The organism is Spiroplasma endosymbiont of Dioctria linearis, assembly GCF_964030865.1.
GTDB lineage: Bacteria > Bacillota_I > Bacilli_A > Mycoplasmatales > Mycoplasmataceae > Spiroplasma_A.
Window position 1 is genome coordinate 843260 of the sequence record NZ_OZ034984.1, and the last position, 20834, is coordinate 864093.

Annotated in this window: 24 protein-coding genes and 1 tRNA gene; 5 read left to right on the forward strand and 20 right to left on the reverse strand. The window is 24.9% G+C overall.

What is annotated here, in order from left to right; translation table 4 throughout:
- Positions 1–81 precede the first annotated feature (81 nt).
- The 11 genes from AAHM84_RS03610 to AAHM84_RS03660 all read right to left on the reverse strand — a co-directional run bounded on the left by AAHM84_RS03610 (position 82) and on the right by AAHM84_RS03660 (position 10000).
- On the reverse strand, positions 82–894 hold the full coding sequence (locus AAHM84_RS03610) for a hypothetical protein (RefSeq protein WP_342258570.1): 813 nt from the start codon (positions 892–894) through the stop codon (positions 82–84).
- A 167-nt stretch (positions 895–1061) separates the two neighbouring features.
- Positions 1062–2045: a DnaJ domain-containing protein gene (locus tag AAHM84_RS03615; RefSeq protein WP_342258571.1), complete on the reverse strand. Its 984-nt coding sequence runs from the start codon at positions 2043–2045 to the stop codon at positions 1062–1064.
- A gap of 20 nt (positions 2046–2065) precedes the next feature.
- Positions 2066–2752: a M48 family metallopeptidase gene (locus tag AAHM84_RS03620; RefSeq protein WP_342258572.1), complete on the reverse strand. Its 687-nt coding sequence runs from the start codon at positions 2750–2752 to the stop codon at positions 2066–2068.
- Positions 2718–3602 carry a hypothetical protein gene (locus tag AAHM84_RS03625; RefSeq protein WP_342258573.1) on the reverse strand — a complete coding sequence of 295 codons (885 nt, stop codon included), beginning with the start codon at positions 3600–3602 and terminating at the stop codon, positions 2718–2720. Before AAHM84_RS03625 ends, AAHM84_RS03620 begins: the two co-directional genes overlap by 35 nt.
- A gap of 65 nt (positions 3603–3667) precedes the next feature.
- Complete coding sequence (locus AAHM84_RS03630) at positions 3668–4561, reverse strand: hypothetical protein (protein ID WP_342258574.1); 894 nt, start codon at positions 4559–4561, stop codon at positions 3668–3670.
- 150 nt (positions 4562–4711) lie between these two features.
- Positions 4712–5155 carry a GNAT family N-acetyltransferase gene (locus tag AAHM84_RS03635; protein WP_342258575.1) on the reverse strand — a complete coding sequence of 148 codons (444 nt, stop codon included), beginning with the start codon at positions 5153–5155 and terminating at the stop codon, positions 4712–4714.
- A gap of 11 nt (positions 5156–5166) precedes the next feature.
- Positions 5167–6969 carry a translation elongation factor 4 gene (lepA, locus tag AAHM84_RS03640; protein WP_342258576.1) on the reverse strand — a complete coding sequence of 601 codons (1803 nt, stop codon included), beginning with the start codon at positions 6967–6969 and terminating at the stop codon, positions 5167–5169.
- A gap of 163 nt (positions 6970–7132) precedes the next feature.
- Positions 7133–7666 (reverse strand): DUF402 domain-containing protein, encoded by a 534-nt coding sequence (locus AAHM84_RS03645; protein ID WP_342258577.1) that lies wholly within the window; start codon positions 7664–7666, stop codon positions 7133–7135.
- A gap of 122 nt (positions 7667–7788) precedes the next feature.
- Positions 7789–9213, reverse strand: a complete 1425-nt coding sequence (proS, locus tag AAHM84_RS03650; protein WP_342258578.1) for a proline--tRNA ligase — start codon at positions 9211–9213, stop codon at positions 7789–7791.
- Between the two features lie 3 nt (positions 9214–9216).
- Positions 9217–9801 (reverse strand): acetyltransferase, encoded by a 585-nt coding sequence (locus AAHM84_RS03655; RefSeq protein ID WP_339029676.1) that lies wholly within the window; start codon positions 9799–9801, stop codon positions 9217–9219.
- Positions 9802–9909: 108 nt separating this feature from the next.
- A tRNA-Ser gene (locus AAHM84_RS03660) sits at positions 9910–10000 on the reverse strand.
- Positions 10001–10153: 153 nt separating this feature from the next.
- On the opposite strand from AAHM84_RS03660, the gene AAHM84_RS03665 reads away from it, so the two are divergent.
- Positions 10154–10909 carry an ABC transporter ATP-binding protein gene (locus AAHM84_RS03665; RefSeq protein WP_342258579.1) on the forward strand — a complete coding sequence of 252 codons (756 nt, stop codon included), beginning with the start codon at positions 10154–10156 and terminating at the stop codon, positions 10907–10909.
- Positions 10899–12584: a hypothetical protein gene (locus AAHM84_RS03670; protein WP_342258580.1), complete on the forward strand. Its 1686-nt coding sequence runs from the start codon at positions 10899–10901 to the stop codon at positions 12582–12584. The genes AAHM84_RS03665 and AAHM84_RS03670 overlap by 11 nt, the downstream gene beginning before the upstream one ends.
- An 81-nt stretch (positions 12585–12665) precedes the next feature.
- Here the strand turns inward: AAHM84_RS03670 and AAHM84_RS03675 are convergent, their stop codons facing one another.
- From AAHM84_RS03675 to tsaE, 7 genes are all read right to left on the reverse strand, one after another.
- On the reverse strand, positions 12666–12917 hold the full coding sequence (locus tag AAHM84_RS03675) for a GNAT family protein (RefSeq protein ID WP_342258581.1): 252 nt from the start codon (positions 12915–12917) through the stop codon (positions 12666–12668).
- 40 nt (positions 12918–12957) lie between these two features.
- On the reverse strand, positions 12958–13113 hold the full coding sequence (locus AAHM84_RS03680) for a hypothetical protein (RefSeq protein WP_342258582.1): 156 nt from the start codon (positions 13111–13113) through the stop codon (positions 12958–12960).
- Positions 13114–13281: 168 nt separating this feature from the next.
- Complete coding sequence (locus AAHM84_RS03685) at positions 13282–15324, reverse strand: PTS transporter subunit EIIC (protein ID WP_425289572.1); 2043 nt, start codon at positions 15322–15324, stop codon at positions 13282–13284.
- 92 nt (positions 15325–15416) lie between these two features.
- The gene (locus AAHM84_RS03690) at positions 15417–15650 is read right to left on the reverse strand and encodes a hypothetical protein (RefSeq protein WP_342258584.1); all 234 of its coding nucleotides are present in this window, start codon (positions 15648–15650) and stop codon (positions 15417–15419) included.
- Between the two features lie 106 nt (positions 15651–15756).
- The gene (locus AAHM84_RS03695; RefSeq protein ID WP_342258585.1) at positions 15757–16233 is read right to left on the reverse strand and encodes a hypothetical protein; all 477 of its coding nucleotides are present in this window, start codon (positions 16231–16233) and stop codon (positions 15757–15759) included.
- Between the two features lie 18 nt (positions 16234–16251).
- Positions 16252–16818 (reverse strand): tRNA (adenosine(37)-N6)-threonylcarbamoyltransferase complex dimerization subunit type 1 TsaB, encoded by a 567-nt coding sequence (gene tsaB, locus AAHM84_RS03700; protein WP_342258586.1) that lies wholly within the window; start codon positions 16816–16818, stop codon positions 16252–16254.
- On the reverse strand, positions 16819–17235 hold the full coding sequence (gene tsaE, locus AAHM84_RS03705) for a tRNA (adenosine(37)-N6)-threonylcarbamoyltransferase complex ATPase subunit type 1 TsaE (RefSeq protein ID WP_342258587.1): 417 nt from the start codon (positions 17233–17235) through the stop codon (positions 16819–16821).
- A gap of 66 nt (positions 17236–17301) precedes the next feature.
- Here tsaE and AAHM84_RS03710 point away from each other — a divergent pair, with 66 nt between their 5' ends.
- On the forward strand, positions 17302–18285 hold the full coding sequence (locus tag AAHM84_RS03710) for an NAD(P)/FAD-dependent oxidoreductase (protein WP_342258588.1): 984 nt from the start codon (positions 17302–17304) through the stop codon (positions 18283–18285).
- Between the two features lie 51 nt (positions 18286–18336).
- Positions 18337–19515: a hypothetical protein gene (locus tag AAHM84_RS03715; protein WP_342258589.1), complete on the forward strand. Its 1179-nt coding sequence runs from the start codon at positions 18337–18339 to the stop codon at positions 19513–19515.
- Between the two features lie 26 nt (positions 19516–19541).
- Here the strand turns inward: AAHM84_RS03715 and AAHM84_RS03720 are convergent, their stop codons facing one another.
- Both AAHM84_RS03720 and AAHM84_RS03725 read right to left on the reverse strand, forming a co-directional pair.
- Entirely contained in the window at positions 19542–20006 is a 465-nt protein-coding gene (locus AAHM84_RS03720) for a hypothetical protein (RefSeq protein WP_342258590.1), read from the reverse strand.
- Positions 19943–20113, reverse strand: coding sequence for a hypothetical protein (locus tag AAHM84_RS03725; RefSeq protein WP_342258591.1), 171 nt, complete (start codon positions 20111–20113; stop codon positions 19943–19945). Before AAHM84_RS03725 ends, AAHM84_RS03720 begins: the two co-directional genes overlap by 64 nt.
- Before the next feature lie 392 nt (positions 20114–20505).
- Here AAHM84_RS03725 and AAHM84_RS03730 point away from each other — a divergent pair, with 392 nt between their 5' ends.
- On the forward strand, positions 20506–20787 hold the full coding sequence (locus AAHM84_RS03730) for a hypothetical protein (RefSeq protein ID WP_342258592.1): 282 nt from the start codon (positions 20506–20508) through the stop codon (positions 20785–20787).
- Positions 20788–20834: the final 47 nt, after the last annotated feature.

The window sequence follows — 20834 nt, forward strand, 5'->3', positions numbered from 1 at the left end:
TTTAAATATTATACCAACAAAATGGCTTATTTTATTTTATAAAATTTTGTTGATAAATAGCAATTTAATATTTAATTAAGATTAATTTTTTAATGTTTTATAAAAAATTTCTTTAGTTTGATCAGATAGCATTTTAGTTTCTGCTATTCTTAATTCTTCTTCTTCAATTAAAGGCTTATTTTCTTCAATAATAGTATTTGTAATTCTCTCTTCTTCAGAGACAATATACTCTCTTAATAATAATGAAAAGTAAATTTTTGTTGAGTGATAAATTGCAAAATTATAAAGTATAACTTCTTCATCTGTACCAAATTGAAGACTATTATCTTCATCTTCTTCCAATAAGTCTAATAAATCACTTAATAAGTCATTTATTTTATATGTCTCTTTAATTACTAAATAAAAATCATTTATTTCTTCACATCTATGTATAATTTTCTTAATTTCATTTGTTACTATTATGTATTTGTGTGAAATTTTCATAGTATCAATTTCTTCAACAAAACTTTTGTAATTGAGATCAATAAGCTCTTTAAATGCATAATCATATATTTTTAGATTACTCATAATTTCCTTTTTTGATTCTAAAAATAATATTCTGCTCGAATCATATAGATACTCATACTCAAAAAAATTATCACAAATTGAAATCATCCTTAATAAACAACTTAGGCTATCTCTATCAACTTGATTTTTTTGTTTTACTTCAATCTCTTCAAATTTTATTTCAATAAAATCTCTAAATTTTTCAATATCTTTTGTCTCAAATCATTCTTGTTGAATTACTTTTAAAAATTTACTTTCCTCACCAAATACTGAATATAAAATAAAAATTTCTTTACTTATTAAATCACTTTGTATAAAACTATATTCTTCATATTCTTTAATAATCATTAATTATCTCCTACTATAAAATGGAAAAATCCAAGTGAGCTATTTTTTAAATAAGTTAAATATTTATAGATTAATAAGTTCTAAATGAAACAAATTTTTATTACATTTAAAGATTTATCTATTACTATATTTTCAATAATTTTTGGCTTTAATTCTTTTTTTCAAACTTAAATAATTTCATACTTTTCATAATACTTCTCAACAATTTCTTTAAATAAATTAATTTTTTTCATTTCCATTGCAGAATTTTGATCTGAGTTTAAGTCTGGATGAAATTGCTTTGCCATTTTTCTATAAATTTTTTTAAACTCATCAGGCTTTGCCATTTTTGATATACCAAAGTAATTAAATGCATCATTTACTTCATCATTAAATACAAGAGTTTTTGTTTTTTCAAAGAAAGTATCAAATTCCTCATCTTCATCTACTGAGAAAAAATTTGCTTGTATAGTTGAGTTATTAGTTGACTTTGCTTTACCGTATTTACTTTGAAAAATAAATGTTTCAACTGTTAAATCAATAACTTGATCATACATTCTAGATCAGTGATAAGTGAAATCGTCACCCAAATCAATAATTTCTTCAATTAAAAGATGGTGCCTATATGGATCTAATTTTCTTTTATCAATTAATAAAAAAGCCTTCTCAATAATTCCGTCCAATGCTTCTAAAGAAGTTCTTTGCATTACTTCAAAAACCCTTATTAATGGAGTATCATTTATATTTTTATTTGCAAAAGTATAATTAAATAGTTTTCAAAACTTTTTAGTAATGTAAAAACTAAATTTAGAAATACTATTAACAATTAATGCAGCTTCATAACTACCTAAACGATTAGAAATACTATTATATGTTTCTTTGAAATAACTTGCCATAGGATAAGAATAAAACTTCTCAACTATTGATATTGAACCTAAATTTCAAGAGTACTTATCCTTGTTTTCAGGTGAGTTTTGATTTTTTATTATTTCTTGAATTAAATCATTATACTTTGAAATATCAATAACTAAATTATCTATATTTCAGTGATTAGCAGGCTTCATTGCTCTATCTCAAATAATCAAACTTGAAATATCTTCAGAGTTATCAAAAAAATTTGATGTTTTTTTAGTCTCTTTTTGCATTTTTTTAAATTCTCGTTTTCATCCCATAAGTTTTCTCCATAAAGTTATTATACTTTCACTTTTAGTATTTCACTTATGTTTTTATAATTTGGCATATATCTTTCAACATATCTTCAAAAGTCCTTTGAGTGATTTTTATGAACCAAATGACTTAATTCATGAATGACAACGTACTCTAATGCAATAACAGGAAAATGAATTAATCTTGTATTTAAAACTATTTTTGATTTTTCAGGGAAACAAACACCCCACTTACCTTTCATAACTTTTACTGAAAGATTTTTGAAGTCTAAATTCATTATTTGCTTATATTTATTAACAATAGTTTCAAAATAGAAAAAATAATTAATTGCTATTTTTTTATACATTCTTTTTATTGTTTCTTCTTTAGTTTCATAAATTTTGAAATCTAGCTTTTCCTTTTTATCAACTTTATCCAAAAATCTTGCAACATATTTCTTATCATTAATCTTGAAAAAGCCATTTTCTGAGATCATATAAAACTGGTTTTTTTCTCTATATTCAATTATTTTTTGAATCCTTTGAATATTTTTATAAATTAATTGTTCAATTTCTCAATCATATGCATGAAATGGTGCAGAAACATTGATACTAGTTTCTTCTAACTTTAATCTAATAAATTTTTGGTCTTTTAAAGTTAAACAATAATCAATTTGTTGACCTTTATAGCTTAAACTCTTATTCAGTTTTACCCTTTTTCTTTCTTTTTGCATTTTTTCTTTCTTTTTTTTCTTTCTTTTTATTTAATATTTCTTCTTCCATTTTCTGAAACTTTTCAAATTTCTCTCTTTTTTCTTCTTCAATTGTTTCTCGTCTTACTCTTTTAATTTCTTTATTAACTTGATCTGGTTCAAATTCTCCAAACTCAATTTTTCCCTCTATAACTTGAGTTACTAAACTTCTAGAATTCTCATCTCTAATGAAAAAATCACTGTAATCTAATTTCATTTTTCTAATCATATGTGCTTCAAAAATTGAGAATAATCCAAAAATTACTATAACTCCATACATGCATTGTAGAGCAATCATTCAACTATTAAATGGAGAAAAAGTATCCTTTAAAGATTTTCATGCTTGATATATTGCATCATAATTGGGGTCTGTTGGATTTGTTTGAATACCTGCTTCAAACAAAGGAATAATAAAGTATATTCCATATATAAGGCCCACAAACAATATTGGTCAAAATATTAAACTAAAAGCTAAATAAGCTCTTTGCTTTCATAGTTTTTTATTAAAAAATGGTTTTACAACTGCAAAAAGTAAGATTAGCAAGGTCATTAATCATGAAAGAGGAGCTATTATATTAATTACAAGTGTAGTATTAGATGTTAGTCTATCTGGATACATAAATACTCCAATAAATTTTACTAAATTTCTTATTCCATCATCAAAACCAATTGTAAAACCAACAATAATTGGGGCCAATAATCAAAAAATTATCATTAATATTCTAAAAACCAATAAAATAGTCATAAAAAAAATTGAGCCAGTTTTAAAATTTTTAAAATTGATTTTTTTGACTTTATTTTTTTCTTTTTTTAATGCTTTTTCTTTTTTCATAAAATCCCCTAATACTATAATTCTATATAAAAAAAATTTTAAACAAAATAAATGTTTAAATTCTTTTAATGTTTATTTTCATCAGTATTAGTTCTTCTTGACATATATTTAAATTCCCCTGTATCAAAATTAGAAGAATTAACATTATCATAATCTTCATCTTCATTAGAATTTGCAATTGGGTCATCTAAATTTAATGGTAATTCTAATTCATCATCGTATTTAACTGATTCATTTGCTAAATTCTTTTTAATTTCTTCAGGTTTAATTTCCTGTTCAATGTCATTTAATATTAGTTGATTTTCTTCAATAGAATATGGAATTATTTTATTATCTTTAGGTTCTTCCTCTGCAATTAAAGAGGACATATCCATTCCGCTTAAAGCTCCAGTTCTTTCAATTTCTTCAATTGCTTCTTCATACGATTTATTTAACCCACTTTTCATGTTAAGGATTTTATTTTTTAAATCAGAGACATCTTTAAGAGAATCTTGAGATTGATAACTTTGGTCATCTATTTTTTTAGCAACTGAGTCTAATTTTTGATTATTATTTTTAGCTACAAAATTTTCTGGATTTATAGAAATATTAATAATTGTAATAATTAAATCTACAATTAAAAGAGAAAGCAATGGCATAAAATAAGTCATTTTAATTTGAATTTCTGCATTTAAATATAAAAATGTATGAATAGATAAAATAATAATTACTCAAAAACTTATAATAATATCAAATACTCCAAATACTTTTTCCACTTTATTTTTTCCTAAACTTGAGAATAAACTAATTCCAAAGTAAGCTAAACCACTAAATAATAATCCAATTCTGTTTATATTAAGATCCTTAAAAGAGAAAATTATCTTATTATTTAAATCAACAGTTATTCAAGGCAAGATTAGAATAAGTGACACAGATATTAATAACATTATTATAATTTTTCATACTTTAATTTTTTTCATCTAAATACCGCCTATATGTTTAATTATATAATTTTATTAATAATAAATATATAACAATTCCTAAAGAATTATATATTTATTATCATAAAAACTCAATTCATAAAAGAATATAGAATATTTGAATTTATTAATTCTCAAATAAAATTAAATTTAACTAGAGCAATCTAAAACCTTTTTCATTTTGTAGTGTCATATTTCACCATCTAAAAATTTGTCTGAAATAACTTCAAAACCATTTTTTTTATATAAATTTAAAGCAGATTCTTGAGCATTTAAGAAAATCTCTTGAGCATTTAAATTATTTTTTATAAATTTTTCTAAGAAATTAATAATTTTATTTCCAATTCCTTTACCCCTAAACTCTTTTAAAACCGCAATTCTTCCAATATATCATTGGTTAGCTTTCTTTAGAATTCTTGCGCAACAAACAACTTTATCATTTTCAAAACCAATAACATGAAAACTTTGTGAATCATACTCATCATACTCATCAGCCTCTGGGTATTTTTGTTCGTCACAAAATACTTTTTTTCTAATTTGACATGCTTGATTGAAAATATCATTTTGTGTTGAGTATTCAATTAAAAAATTCATTAATTATCCTCCTAATCATCTAATTTAAGAACAGCTATGAAAGCTTCCTGTGGTACTTCTACAGAACCTATCGCCTTCATTCTTTTTTTACCTTCTTTTTGTTTTTCCAATAATTTTTTCTTACGTGAAATATCTCCACCATAGCATTTGGCTAAAACATTTTTTCTCATTGCCTTAATAGTTTCACGAGCTATTATTTTTCCACCAATAGCAGCTTGAATTGGAACTTCAAAATTTTGTCTTGGGATTATTTCTTTTAACTTTTCAGTTAAAATTCTTCCTCTTGTTTGAGCAAAATCCCTATGAACTATTGTTGATAAAGCATCAACAATATCTCCATTTAATAAAATATCCATTTTTACTAATTTTGATTGCTTATAACCTATTAATTCATAATCAAAAGATGCATAACCCTTTGACATTGATTTTAATTTATTGAAAAAATCAAAAACAATCTCGTTTAATGGCATATCATAAACTAAAGTTCTTCTCATATCATCAATGTATTCTATATCAATATAATTTCCTCTTCTATCTTGACATAGACTCATTAAATCTCCTAAATATTGATCTGGGGTCATAATTGTCACTTTAACAAAAGGTTCTTCAATAAATTTTATTTTTTGAGGATCTGGTAAAAAAGCCGGATTATCAATTTGAATTGTTTCATCATTTGTTTGAGTAACTTTATAAATAACAGATGGAGCAGTAGCAATTAATATTAAATCATATTCTCTTTCAAGTCTTTCTTGAATAACATCCATATGTAATAAACCTAAAAAACCACATCTAAAGCCAAATCCCAAAGATTGAGAACTTTCAGGTTCATAAACCAAACTTGCATCACTTAAAGAGATTTTTTCTAATGCCTCTTTTAGATCTTTATATCTTGCTGTATCAACAGGATAAATTCCACAATAAACCATAGGATTTAATTTTTTATATCCATCAAGGGCAACTTTTGCGCCATTTTCTTTTGTTGTTATTGTATCTCCAACTTGCACATCTCTTACTGTTTTAATTGCTGCAGCAATTCAACCAACTTCTCCAGCTTCAAGTTTGTCTTTCTTTACTTCATAAGGTGTTTTAACTCCCAATTCTGTAACTTCATATGTCGCTTTTGATTGCATCATTTTAATTGTTTGACCAACTTTTATTGTTCCCTCCATAATTCTTACAGAGACCATTACCCCTCTATATTTATCATAATAAGAGTCAAAAATTAATGCTTTTAATGGCTTATTATCATCAGGGTCTAAAGGTGCAGGAATAAACTTTACAATTGCCTCCAAAACATCTTCAACATTTAAACCAGTTTTTGCACTTATCATTGGAGCATTTGAACAATCTATTCCAATCACTTTTTCAATTTCTTCTTTTACTCTCTCTGGATCTGCTGCAGGTAAATCCACTTTATTAATTATTGGTACTATTTCTAAATCATTGTCTAATGCCAAATAAACATTAGCTAATGTTTGTGCTTCAATACCCTGACTGGCATCAACAACTAGCAATGCTCCTTCACAAGCAGCCAAACTTCTAGAAACTTCATACGTAAAATCAACATGACCTGGTGTATCAATTAAATGAAAAATATATTCTTCACCATCTTTAGCTTTATACTTTAATTGAACAGAATTAAGTTTTATTGTAATTCCACGTTCTCTTTCAATATCCATTGAATCTAAAAGTTGTGCTTGCATATCTCTTTTTTGAACAGTTCCAGTTAATTCAAGTAATCTATCCGCTAAAGTTGATTTTCCATGATCAATATGAGCGATTATACTAAAATTTCTAATTTTCGATTTATCCATTTTTAATCGCCTCGTAGTTTTCTTTAAATATTATAACCAATAATCTATTAATAAAAATTAATTTATTGTGAGTCACTAAAAAATAGTTCTTAAAAGGACCTAAAAAATTATATTCTCCAAATTATAGAAAATAGATTCAAAAAAAATTTAGTTTTTTATTATATTATTTTTTAGTTTTTATTTCCAAGTATTTTTTTCATATTTCATTTACATAGTCATGAATAAAAGGTTTTTGTCTAGTTTTTATCATTTCTTTAATTTCATCAACACTTTTTCATACTTTTTCTATAATATCTCTTGAATAATTCCAACTAATTCTATTTCTATTAAATTCTTTTAAATCCAATATTTTATAACTATAGTCATTAAAAACTTTAAAATCTAAATCATAATCTATATATTTTACTGTACGTTCTTCAAAAATATAAGGTGATGCTAAATTACAATAGTAATTAATTCCACGTTCCTTAAACATACATATTATGTTATATCATTCCTTCTTAAAAAAGAATCATATAGCTGGTTCATTTGTTTTTCATTTTCTACCATTAATTTCAGTAATTAGTACTTCCTCATTAATTAATATTATATGATTTTCTGTTTCTTCAAAAATACTAACTTTTTCTCATGATCTATATATTTTGCCATTGTGTTTATACGCATGAACAAAAACTAAATCTCCAGTTTTTGATTTCATTCAAAAACCTCCTTTCAGTACCCATTCTATATTATTATTAATATACAAAATAATTATAACTTCAATTCAAGCCTTATTTAAAAAAACAAATACTTTAATATTTGTTTTTTTAAATAATATTATTAATATGCTCTTGCAAAATATACCATTAAATTTGATTCTTTATTACAATTAAAACATTTTGATTTGATTTGATCTATGCCATCAGGAATACATCTTGAGTTTGTTGAAGTTTTTTGTTTTACATCATTTTCACATTCAATTTCTCCACAAAAAGGTACCAATACAAATCCTGGTGTTTTTTCAATAATTGATAAATATTGCTTTACACTATCTGCTTTAAAAGTTTTATCAAGTCTATTTTTTAAAGCTTTTTGATAAAGATTTTTATCGTGCTCTAAAATTTCATTATTTATATAATTTTCAACATCCTCTAATTTTACTTGTACTTTATTTCTTAAGTCTCTTCTAGAGATAGTAACAACTCCATCTTTTAAGTCTCTTGGCCCAACTTCTACTCTAATTGGAACTCCTTTGATTTCAGCTTCAGAGATTTTAAAACCAAAAGACTTGTCACTTTTATCTAGTTCAACACGATAATTTAAATTTAAGTTCTTTTGTAAATTATTTGAAATATCCAGTACTTCCTTAGAATCATTAATTGCAATAATTGATATTTGAATTGGTGCCACTTTGCTTGGTAAAACAAGTCCAAAATCATCTGAATGAGTCATAATAATTGCACCAATTAACCTTGTAGATATTCCCCAACTTGAAGAATATGCATATTCTTCCTTTTGATTTTTGTTTTGAAACTTAATATTAAATGCTTTTGCAAAGTTATCTGCAAAATAGTGACTTGTTCCAGACTGCAATGATTGTCCATCATACATTAATGATTCAATTGTATAAGTTTCTTTAGCTCCAGCAAATTTCTCTTTTTCAGTTTTTCTGCCAGAAATTACGGGTAACAAAAGAATATCATTTGCCAATTTTTTATAAATTTCTAAAATATCCAAAGTCATTTCCTTAGCTTCAACTTTTGATGAATGAAAAGTATGACCCTCTTGTCATAAAAACTCACTACTTCTTAAAAATGGTCTTGTTGTTTTTTCTCATCTCATAACATTTGCTCATTGATTATATTTAACTGGTAAATCTCTGTATGAATTTATTTCCCTAGATAAAAAATCAGCTACTAGAACTTCGCTTGTTGGTCGAATGAATAAGTTTTCTCCTAAATTTTTATCTCCAACTTTAGTAACAGTTGCAAGTTCTGGAGCAAATCCCTCTACATGTTCTTTTTCAGCAAGAAAAAGTTTCTCTGGTATTAAAAGTGGAAAATAAACATTCTGAATTGATATTTTTTTAAATTCAATATCTACAATTTTTTGAATTAGTTCTCAAATAGCATAACCATGTGGTTTAAAAATCATTGTTCCTTTTACAGGCCCATATTCCATAAGTCCAGCATTTTTAACAACGTCTGTATATCACTTACTAAAATCCACATCTCTAGAAGTTATTTTTTCCATTTTATTTGCCATTAATTACTTTCTCTCTTTCTTTTTATCAATATTTCCAGTTTCTCCAAAGAAAACATCAATATCAATATCATTTGCTTCTACATATGTTTGAATTCTTTTCAAATTTGCCTTATCTTTAATTAATATAAATTCAATTGCCTCTAAAGGTACTGTTTCATATATATAAACAATATTTTTTGCCTCATCAAATGCTCAATCATTTTTAGTTAATTTAGCTAAATTATGAGGGTTAATTCCAATAACACTAATTTTTTCAATATCTACTTTTGACTCACTTGCTCATTTTCAAAAATGAGCTCTTGTTGATGAATCAAATTCTAATCCAATTGAGTTTTCATTTTCTAGATAAGTTCAGACAATATACTCTTCATTTTTTTTAAGATTTTGATCTTTTAAAAGTCTAATACCGCGCTCTAAAATTAGTAATATATTATTTACATCAGTATAAAAATATAAGTTATTAATATTTTTAGTCTTAATAATATTTAAGACTTTTTTTTGTTGTTCTTTACCTTTAAATAATTTTTTGAAAAAACCCTTTTTAGGTTTATTTTCACTTAATTCCTTATTTTTATCATTTTTTTTCATGTTATAAACCTCTTAACATATTTCATATTACTTATTCTATATCTAATACATTATATATTCAAATAAAAAACCAAGATTTTAAAATCTTGGTTATATTTTTTAAAAAAATGGCGGATTGAGAGAGACTCGAACTCTCGCGCCAGTTACCCGGCCTAACACCTTAGCAGGGTGCCCTCTTCACCAACTTGAGTACCAATCCATTTACATTTTTAATTATAACAAAAATATTGCTTTAACATAAATAGATTTTTTTAAATTATTAAAAACAATTTGGTCTAATAAAATGACGACATTTTTGAAAAAAAAAAAAAAAATGCAAATGACTATATAATAAAGTAATGGAGAAAAATAGATGATAGAAATTAAAAACTTAACAAGAGTCTTTAAAAATGATACTGGTATAAAAAATGTCAGCTTCAATATTAATGACCAAGATATTATTGCCTTTGTTGGTGATAATGGTGCTGGAAAAACAACAACAATAAAAGCCATTTTTGGCGAACTTCACTTAAAAGAAGGAGAAATTTTAATAAATAATGAAAATTTATTTATTAATAATAACTTACAAAAGTTGGCTTTCTTTCCAGATACTAACAATATTCCACTAGACATGAAACTCCACGAATATATATTATTTTTATGTGCTGCTAATGGAATCAACAAAAAACAATTAGAAAATAAAATTAAAAATATCTATGAAATGCTTGATTTAAATAAATTTAAAAATAAAAAGATTAAAGAGTTATCCGCTGGATGAAAGAAAAAGGCAATTATGGCAAGTGTACTTGTTCGTTCTCCGAAATATATTATTTTAGATGAACCAACAGCAAATCTAGATGTTGAATCAAAAATAGAGTTTATTTCAATTCTTAAGGAGTTAAATAAACTCGGTGTTACAATTCTTATTACAAGTCATATCATTGAAGAACTTCAGGAAATAGCAAATCATTTAGTTCTTATCAAAAACGGAGAAATTGTTTATGATAAACAATTTGATAATAAGAAAGAGTTAATAATTAATATTTATAAAAAGTTTATTGATCCAAAAAAAGTAAATATTGAATTAATATCGAACTTATATAAGGAGGATAACCAAAATGAAAAATAAGAATGTAAAAAGTCTATTTATAATTTATTTTTTAAACTTAAAATTAGCTTTAAGAAATAAATCTATTATTATCACAGGTTTAATTTTCATTTTTGTTAGTTCCTTATTTATTCTTATGCAATCACTTTCAAGTACCTATCCTAAAATGCAGTTAATGAATTTGTCATTGTTTAAAGCAGTCTCATATATTTGTAGTGGATTTTGCTTTAGTATCTTTCTGACTTTAATTGCATTCTTCTTTTTTAAAAAGCAAAAAGATGATGGAATTCAAAATATAGAACTTAGAGCAGGAATACCTATTTGACAATCGTTTTTATATAGATATTCTCTTGCGATATTAATCTCAATACTATATGTTTTAGTAAACTTTATTTTAGGTACTTTGTTTACACTAATTTCAAGCTATGAGCAAGTAATTATAAATGATATATTATTGAGTCAATTGGCTTTTTATTTCTTTTTACCTATAGTATTAATACCTTTTATAATAGCTATTTCAATGACTTTTAGTGTAGCCATTGGAATTTTAAATAACTTGCTATTAGCATTGATAATTTTTATATACCCCTTTGGAGCTGCATTAAGTAGTCAGTTAAATGGAACTATCAATAAAATATCAGAAACTAGTTATGTAAATGCCAATATTAATATGTACCTAGGTCACTCATTCTATAATAATTTAAAAAATATTGAGAAGTATAATGAGATTTTCAAAGAAAGTGAAATTGATTTTAGTTATAAAGATTTTACAAATAATAATCTTGATAATATTGAGAAAAGAGCTTTTTTAAATGGTCAATTTAATTTACTAAACGATGAATATAAAATTTCAGGTCCTATGACTGAGATTTTTGAAAAAGCACAAGAGCTTGAACCTTATAATTCAGATATTGAAAATCAATATTGATTGCTGTCTAAAGAAGGATGATCAGAAAAACAAGTATATATTGAAATTCAACCAACTATAGTACATTTAAAAAAACAATTACCAGAATTATTAAAACTATTCAATTGAGTTGAATATACTTATAAAAATTATTTAACAATTATTAAAGATGGTGAACCTGGAGATTCAAATGGATTAGCCTACTCAATTTTTAAAAAAAACTCTTTGGATATTGAATTTACTTTCAAATTTAAAAATGAAGATTTAAATAAAAAGAATGAACTAATATTTGAGGTTTATAAAAAGCATCCTGAAATTATGATTATTAATTGACTAATTATGTCGGGTTATAGAGCATCAATGTACAATGATTTTAATAACTCAGACAATGATATTTTAAGTATTAAAAATAATGGTATTAATTATGCTTCTGAATTTAAAACAAATAATAGCTCTGCTAATGGGAACTTTTTTAATAACTGGTGATATATTTATAGAGGTAATAATACAAAACCTTTTGTAAATGATTATGTTTCTTCAATTTCAGCTATGATGCAACCTACAAAGGCTTTAAAATATTATTCAAAAAATGATATTGAAGAGATAATTAAAAGAACAAAACCAAAAGAAGAAAAATTAAATGATGAAGACTTATCTCTTTATAAGGATTTAGAGATGAAAATAAATGGTGGATTTAATATGACATTATGCATAATATGCTGAATAGCTTTTTCGGCAATATTAACATATTTGAATTTATTAATTTATAAGAAAAAATCAAAAATATAAATCTCATTTAAATATTTTATAATTTTAAATCCAACATTTATCTATGTTGGATTTTTTTATTTAACTAATGAAAAATATAATTTAGAAATATTGAAGGTCTTTTTTAAAAATGAGATGTCTCATTTCTTTGTTGTAGTAAATATTTTTAAAATCTCCTATTTTAATAAAATCATTTTTTAAAACAACTTTTTGAGAGATTAAATTATCATATTTTATTAAAGAATAAACTTGCTTTAATCCATATTTATTTTTTGCAATTTTTAATAAATCTGAAAGTGCTTTTGTAGCATATCCTTTTTCAAAATTTATATTTAATAATATATTCAATTTCATATACAGTATTTCCATTTACTTCTTGTAGTGTTATTCGTGCTTAATCAACTACTAAATTATTTTCTGAGTCAGTAATAAGTTTATAACCTAATTCATTTTCTAAATATCTTTTTTGTTGTTTTTTTATTCAATCATGTACATCTTTTTCATTAAAGTCATATTCTCAAGCTTTTATAACTTTTTTATTTAAAAGCATATCAGCAATATCTTAATAATCTTCAATACTCATTTTTTTATAAGATAATTTCATATTATAAGTTCTTTCCATTTTCTTTAATTATAAACTATAAAAAACCTTATTAGTATTCTCTTGTAAGACATACTTAATAAGGTTTTATCTTTTAATTTAAAATATTTTTATTTACTAAGCCTCATTGTTTTTTTTGGCTTTTCGTTGTTCACCTAGAATTTTTATCATACGTGGTTTAATGGCTTCTTGTTCTCCACCATAAACAATCTGAACATTTGTTCCTCTAATAAGAGCTCCATTGGCTCCTCCTAAAGATATGATACCTTCTTTGTCAACAACACCTCCGTCTTTTACAGTTACACGTAAACGACTAGCACAAGCATCAACATCGACAATATTGTTTTCTCCACCTAAAAACTCAATTATCTTTGTGGCTTTTTGAATTCTTGCATTTTCAGAAGAACTCTTACCTTTTTCAATTTTCATATCATCAACATTCTGACCTTTTGCTTCTTTATAATCAGCTTTTGTTGCTAATTTAACATCACTACTTCCGTCTCTTCCTGGAACCATTACATTTCCATATTTTACTGCAAAGTAGAATGAGAAGAAGTAGGCTGGTGCCATAATACCTGCCACCCCTAGAATTGCAAATACTGATGTTGCACTCATAGTTTTACTTCCAAAGAATGGAATTATTCCAAATACTATATAATCAATAAATCCTCCTGAAACTGTCATTGAAACATGAGTTTTAAATAGTCCAGATAGTAAGAATGAAATTGATGCCAACGGCATATGTACACCATAGAATAATCAAGGTGCTAAGAATAAGAATGTATATTCTATTGGTTCTGTAATTCCTGTTAGGAAACAAGTAAAGGCAGCTGAGAAATAAATTCCCATTACTGATTTTCGATTTTCCTTAGGTACATTTAATCACATTGCTAATCCCGCCATTGGTAATCCTAACAACATAAATCCAAACTTACCTGATTGGAATCTTCCAATATTTAATCCTAAAATATCTAAATCTTTAAAATTTAAAACCTCTGAATTAGCAATAACTTTATAAGCCATTGTCTGATCTCCCATTGATTTTCATAAATCAGTATAATTAGTACTTATTAAATTTCTAATTTGTTCAAATGATGGTGTTGCTGTTCCTAATAATTTAACTCCATCATGGTTTTTAGCTCATAGATCTGCAAATTGTTGTTGAACAATTGGATCAATTGTTTTTTCAAAAGCTTCAGCAATTGAACCTCCAGCGTTTGTTCATCACAGTGGCGCATAGAACACGTGGTGTAATCCAAATGGAACTAATGAACGTTCTGCAACTTCATAAATTAATGAATCTACACCATAAGGAAGTTTTCCTGATGCTTGTCCAAAGGCTGCTAATCCCATACCTAGATATGGTCATAAAAACATAAATATAAATGATAATGGTATAACTGCAACAAATGTTACAATAGGAACTAACTTTGTTCCACTAAAGAAACTTATTGCAGAAGGTAATTGAGTATCATGAAACTTATTGTAGCATTTTGCTGCAATGGCACCAACAAATATACCTGCAAATACTCCTGTATTTAATGAATTAACTCCAATATTTGAAGTGATTAATCCATTTGGAATTCCATTAATTCATAGCAATGAATAATAAGCACTTCCAGCAGCATCAATGTATTCTAGATTCGAATTAATTGTTGAGCCTTTTCCAGATTCAGCAATTTGTTGACTAGCTGCAGATACATATTTGGCAATATCTTGTAATCCAAATCCTAAATCTTCTCAAATAATTTCTCATTTATTTTCTGTAACTTTTGTATAAAGTTGATGTCAAGTTTGGTCATTTAATTGTACTCAAACTGTACTTTGATCTACTTTGCTTGTATGCAATAATGCAGCTTGCATCCCATTCATAACAAGAAAACCAACAACTGCTGTTAAAGCTGCTATACCTGAGTCCTTAGTATACGCTAATGCAACTGATATACAAAATAGTACTGGTAAATTCCCAAAACAAACATCACCCATTTTATTTAGAAGTGATCCAAAATAAAATAGAAATGCAACATCACCAGCATTAGATGAAATCGCTGCACCAACACCAAGAAATACACCCGCTATAGGTAAAAGTGCTATAGGTAATAAGAACGCTTTACTTAATTTTGAAAGTGTGGGCATAATATTTTTACCCATGCTTTTCATTTTAGCAGTAAACTTATTTGAAGACTTTTCACCAGTTTTTTGAGTAATATTTTTCATTTAGTTTATTTCCTTTCTTTTGTTGTGGTTGCTAACTAGAACATCATCATTAAACCAGTAAATGCCATTATAAAACCAAAAATCGCAACAAAAAGAGGAAAGTTTTTTTTAGTAAACTCCCAAATTGTCTGACTTTCTTGATTTCCAGTTTTAAAATTTGAATTATCTTTTATTTTATTTTTGGCATAATATGCCCAATATCCAAAACCTACAATTATTAATAATCCAATTATTAATAATGACAACCCTATAATTTGATTCTGTTCCATTTTTAAAATTCTCCACACTTTTATTATATAGTGGAAATTTTTTTATTGCAATACTATTTTTTTAAATTTTAAATATATAAGTGTTGCTAAAGAAATTTTTTTAATTTTATATATTAAAACCTCTAGTATCAGCTTTGGTTTTTTCTATTCAATACTTAAATTTACTCTTGTCTTGATTTTTTTCTAATTCAATGAATCTAATATCTTCATTTTTTAAACCCTTTTCATTCATATAGTCTTCAATATTTTTATATTCCTTATGTTCAATTTTATTTACAATTTCTAATGTTGTTTCACTAAAATTGCTACTTTTGAATATTAATATTGGTCAAAAATACTCTTTTGAATTAAAATTATTAAAAATTAGGGCATAAATACCTGACTTATTTTCAAATTTATCCCCAAATTTTACTACCCTTTTATTTTTAAAGATCTTTTTAATGTCATTATTTTCCATTTCTTTTTTTAATTTAAAAACAGAAGAAGCACCTCAAACTGAAACAACTAGACCAATAACAAATAAAATTATTATTAATGATAAAGCTCATACTGGTATACTTGTACCTTTATTAATTTCATTCATATAATAAAACTCCTTTTCTTATATAAAACTTTTTATATACAATGGTTTAATATCTTTTAAATCCTTTATTTCAACAAAAAGTGACTTAGTTTCAAAATAGCATTTTTTAAAATCAATATCCTTATAATCTGTAACTAAACTAAAATCTGAAAATTGTTTTTGAAAATCATCAAGATATTCAAAAGGTAATAATTGATCTTCAATAATATTTTTACCACCATCATAAATTCCTAAATATATTTTAGCTCCCCTTGCATCTAATACACTTATGGCCTTATTATTACCAGCTTGAAATGCTAATGACGATAAAGTAAAGACATTAAATTTCTCATTTAAAGTTTTCAATGTTTTTACAATAGTAATAGCCACCCTTACACCTGTGTAACTTCCTGGACCCTTTATTGCATATAAATTCTCTATTTCTTTTATAGTTAAGTTGTTCTTATTTAAAAAAATAATAAGTTCATTCATTACAATATCACTTACTCTTATTTGATTGTCTAAAAATAAAGTATCGATAACTTTATTATTTTTTTCTAAAATGATAATCAATTTATTATTACTAGTATCTAAAAAAAGATTCATTTAATTATTCTCCTCTATAGAAAAAATTCTTTTGGTTTCAGAAATTATTTCAATTGATATTTTTATTACATTAAAATATCTAAAATAATCAATTGCTAAATTTTGACTTCATTCAACTATATTAAAGGAATTAAACATTTCTTCTAAATACATTTCACCATCTTCTTTTGGAGTTAACCTATAAGCGTCAATATGATTTACTTTTAATTTATCAATTTGATATTGGTGCATTATTGTAAAAGTTGGTGAAGTCACCAATTCTTTTAATCCCATTGCTTTAAGCAAGTATTTACTAAATGTAGTCTTTCCAGAACCCATTTCTCCCTCAAGAATTAAGCAACTATTTTCCTTAATTTTAGGCAAAATTATTTTAATAATTGTAGTTAATTCATCAAGATTGCAAATTTCTAATCTCATTTAGCAATACTCCTTTGCCTATATGTATATATGATATAATGAATTTGCACTATTTTGGAGGTAATTATGGTTAAAGATATTTTAATAATTGGCTGTGGTTCTGCGGGACTATATGCTTGAAAAATGGCAGCCGAATTAAAATTAACTGGTGATATAGTTGAGTCAAAAGACACATATGGTGGTCAAGTTAGTACCTATTATCCAGAAAAATATATTTATAATTTTCCAGCAATTCCAAAAATTCAAGCACAAGAAGCTATGGATCAAATGTATGAAGCAATTAAAAAAGAAGATAATGAAATTATGGCAATTTATAATACATATGTTTTAGAAATAAATATAATAAAACCAGAAGAAATTGGCCATGAGAATTGATTTGAAGTTAAATTTTCTAATAAAAAAAAGAGAAAATATAAAAGAGTTCTTTTTACAGATGGTATGGGCTTATCTAAACCGATACCACTGGTTAAAAAAGATTATGATAATATATTTTATTCAATTACAAATATGAGTGCTTTTAAAGACCATAATGTATTAATTTTTGGTGGAGGTGACTCATCACTTGATTGAGCAAATGAACTTAGCAATAATATTGCTAAATCAGTTACTATAATTCACAGAAGAGAAGAATTTAGAGCAAAACCAGCAAGTATTGAAGAGGCACAAAAAAATAATGTTATATTTTTAACACCATATAATTTTGTTAAAATTTTAGAGCATAATAAAGATATTGCAAAGAAAATAAAAATAAGCAATATTAATACAAATGAGGAGTTAGATCTAGAATTTGACTCAATTATTGTTCAATTTGGACAAACAATTGAAAAGCAAAAATTTGAAAATCTAAAATTAAATATAAATAATTTAAATAGATTTGAAGTAGATTATACTATGCAAACTAATGTAGTTGGAATTTATGCAGCTGGTGATTGTTGCATTTATCCTACAAAAGTTAGAAACTTAGTTTCTGGAGTTTATGAATCTATGCAAGCAGTTATTCATATTGAAAAAACTCTAAAAAATAGAAAAGTTGTAAATAATGGTTGATAAAAAATAAAAATTTAATGTTCAATAAGCATTTAATTAGAGGTAGAGAATAAAATGAAAAACTGAGTGAAAATAATAGCATGATATATCTTTTTTATTTATTTTTTTGCTTTTTTAATGCTCTCTGCAACTATGGCTCAAATTAATCCAGCACCTAGATATCATATTTTTACATGATTAAATAAAATTTTTGCAGATATGGCTTTTTGAACTACGCAAACAAACTGAATGTTTTTTATATTCTTTTTATTTGTTGCTTTAAATGGAAAATGGGGTTTATGAAAACCAGGAAAAGTTGCATGAATTAATTTTTTAAGTTATTTTACTTTAACAATGGTCCTCTTTTGGTCTGCTTTGTCAGGTTCAAAAGAATATCCATTAGTACTATGATCTAATCAATATAATACTTTTATTAAGTGATTTATTACAGTTACTACACATCTTGTAACATATTTAATTGCTATGGGTTATTATTTTTTTATAGTAAAAAGAGAAAAAGTTGATACAAAAACTTGATATAAAAAAAATTTATTAATTGGTTGAATATATCCAATGTTTTATTTGTTTTTTGTTTTAATTAGAATGCTGATAATGAATAATTTTGGTACTGAACATTTTATGATGCAAACTCCAAATAGTGAAATTATTTGGCTTGAAGAAAATTATGAATGAGTTTTAGATTTATCTGTTAGTGTTCTGTCCACCCCCTATTTTTTCTTTAATCCATTTGTTCTTAATGGATTAGAACTTATTGTAATTGGTTCTATAGGTTGTTTACTTTTAATTACTTTGTGTCAATATTTATTAATATGAATTAATAATACTTTTTTAAAAGAAAATAAAATAAATAAAAATAAAGAGATAATTATTTTATCTCAACAAGAAAAAATAATTGCTTACTCAAAAATTTCTTTGGGTTTAATTTTTATCTCAGCTTCAATTTATAAGTTAACAATATTTTCAAATTATAACTTCAGTGAAAAAGACAGTGAATTATATTATATAGCTTATATACTCTTATACTTATTCTCATTGGGAACTAATCTCATAATGACAATAGTTACAATATTAAAATTACTTAAAATATATGAAAATAAAAATATTGAATTCGTCTCATCAGCTTTTTCTGGTTTCTTTTTAATACATATTTATTTTTTATCATTGATAATTCTTATTCCAATTATTTTTGAAAGAGTTACAGAAAATAAAAAAAGTTTGTTACTCAATAAATAACAAACTTTTTAGATAAAACTTTAAAATTAATTCAAAACTCGTCTTTTAGTATCAATTTTAAGAAAGATTTTATCAATAGCTGAGTTAATATCATTGTTATAAAAAATTACACTAATTTCTTTTCCAGTTAAAGAGTGATGATAAGTATACATATATTTATCAATTGATGTTTTATTTACATCACCATTGACTCTAGCATTTGAAAGAGCTGCTTTTAAAGCCATTTCCTGAGAAGCATAATAAATGTAGCTATTAGTTTTTATATCTTTTAATTTATAAACTAAATACCTTCCATCGGAAATAATTGAATCATAAGACTTTTTAACATTATTTCATGACTCTATTTCTTTTTTATGTGTCATTTTTGACTGTAATGAAATTGTGCTTTTTAATGCCCTAATTGCTTCTTCTTCTGAATTTCCACTCTCTATTGATTGACCAAAAACATCATAAGCAATATATCTTTTTTTAAGACTCAGGTTACTTTGCAAAAATTGCTTTTTTCTGGCTTCTCATAAGTATCTGCAAGTAATTTACCAAATTCCTTAATTAATTTTAGTTGTTCTTGTTTTATAGCATTTAATATTAGTCCTTTCATAAAACCTCCATTTATTGATTATAAAGAGTACAAAGTCGCCTATTACTCATAAATAAATTACAATACTTTTTATATTTTTTACAATAAATAGAGAATTTATTGTAAAGTTTTTAAAGAGGTGAATTATGAAAAAACTATTATTAACATTATTTTCTATATCATTAACAGTTATGCCCAGTTTAAATATTATTAGCTGTCAAACTGATATCGATGATGAAGACTACTTTATACCATCTGAGTAACCAAAAAATATTGAAGAAATTGAAAAAACTGTAAAAACTGCAGCAAGTAAATCTGATAGTTTAAAGATTAATTATGAAAAAGAGTGAACTGAATATAAAATAAGAATTGAATTTGAAAAAATGACTGAAGAAGAGCAAGAGAAGGAGCGAATGAATTATAATCTTAACTCTATCACTAAACAAAAAGATATAATTTTTAGATTTTGAATGTTAATATATTCTTATAAGGTATTCCAATTTAATGAAAACTATTCAAAGGAACTTGAAATAGATAATGGAAGAAAAATTATTTTTAGTGCAGTAAGTAAAGAAGAATTTATAAGACTTTCAGATATTTTTTTAAATGATAAATACTCAAACAATGAAACAAAAGACCATCTAAAAAAAATGTATGATTGAGCAATACAAGATAACCCAAATGTAACTAAATAATCTTTTAAAATTTATAAATTATTTAAAAAGAAAAATAGAAAGCCTTA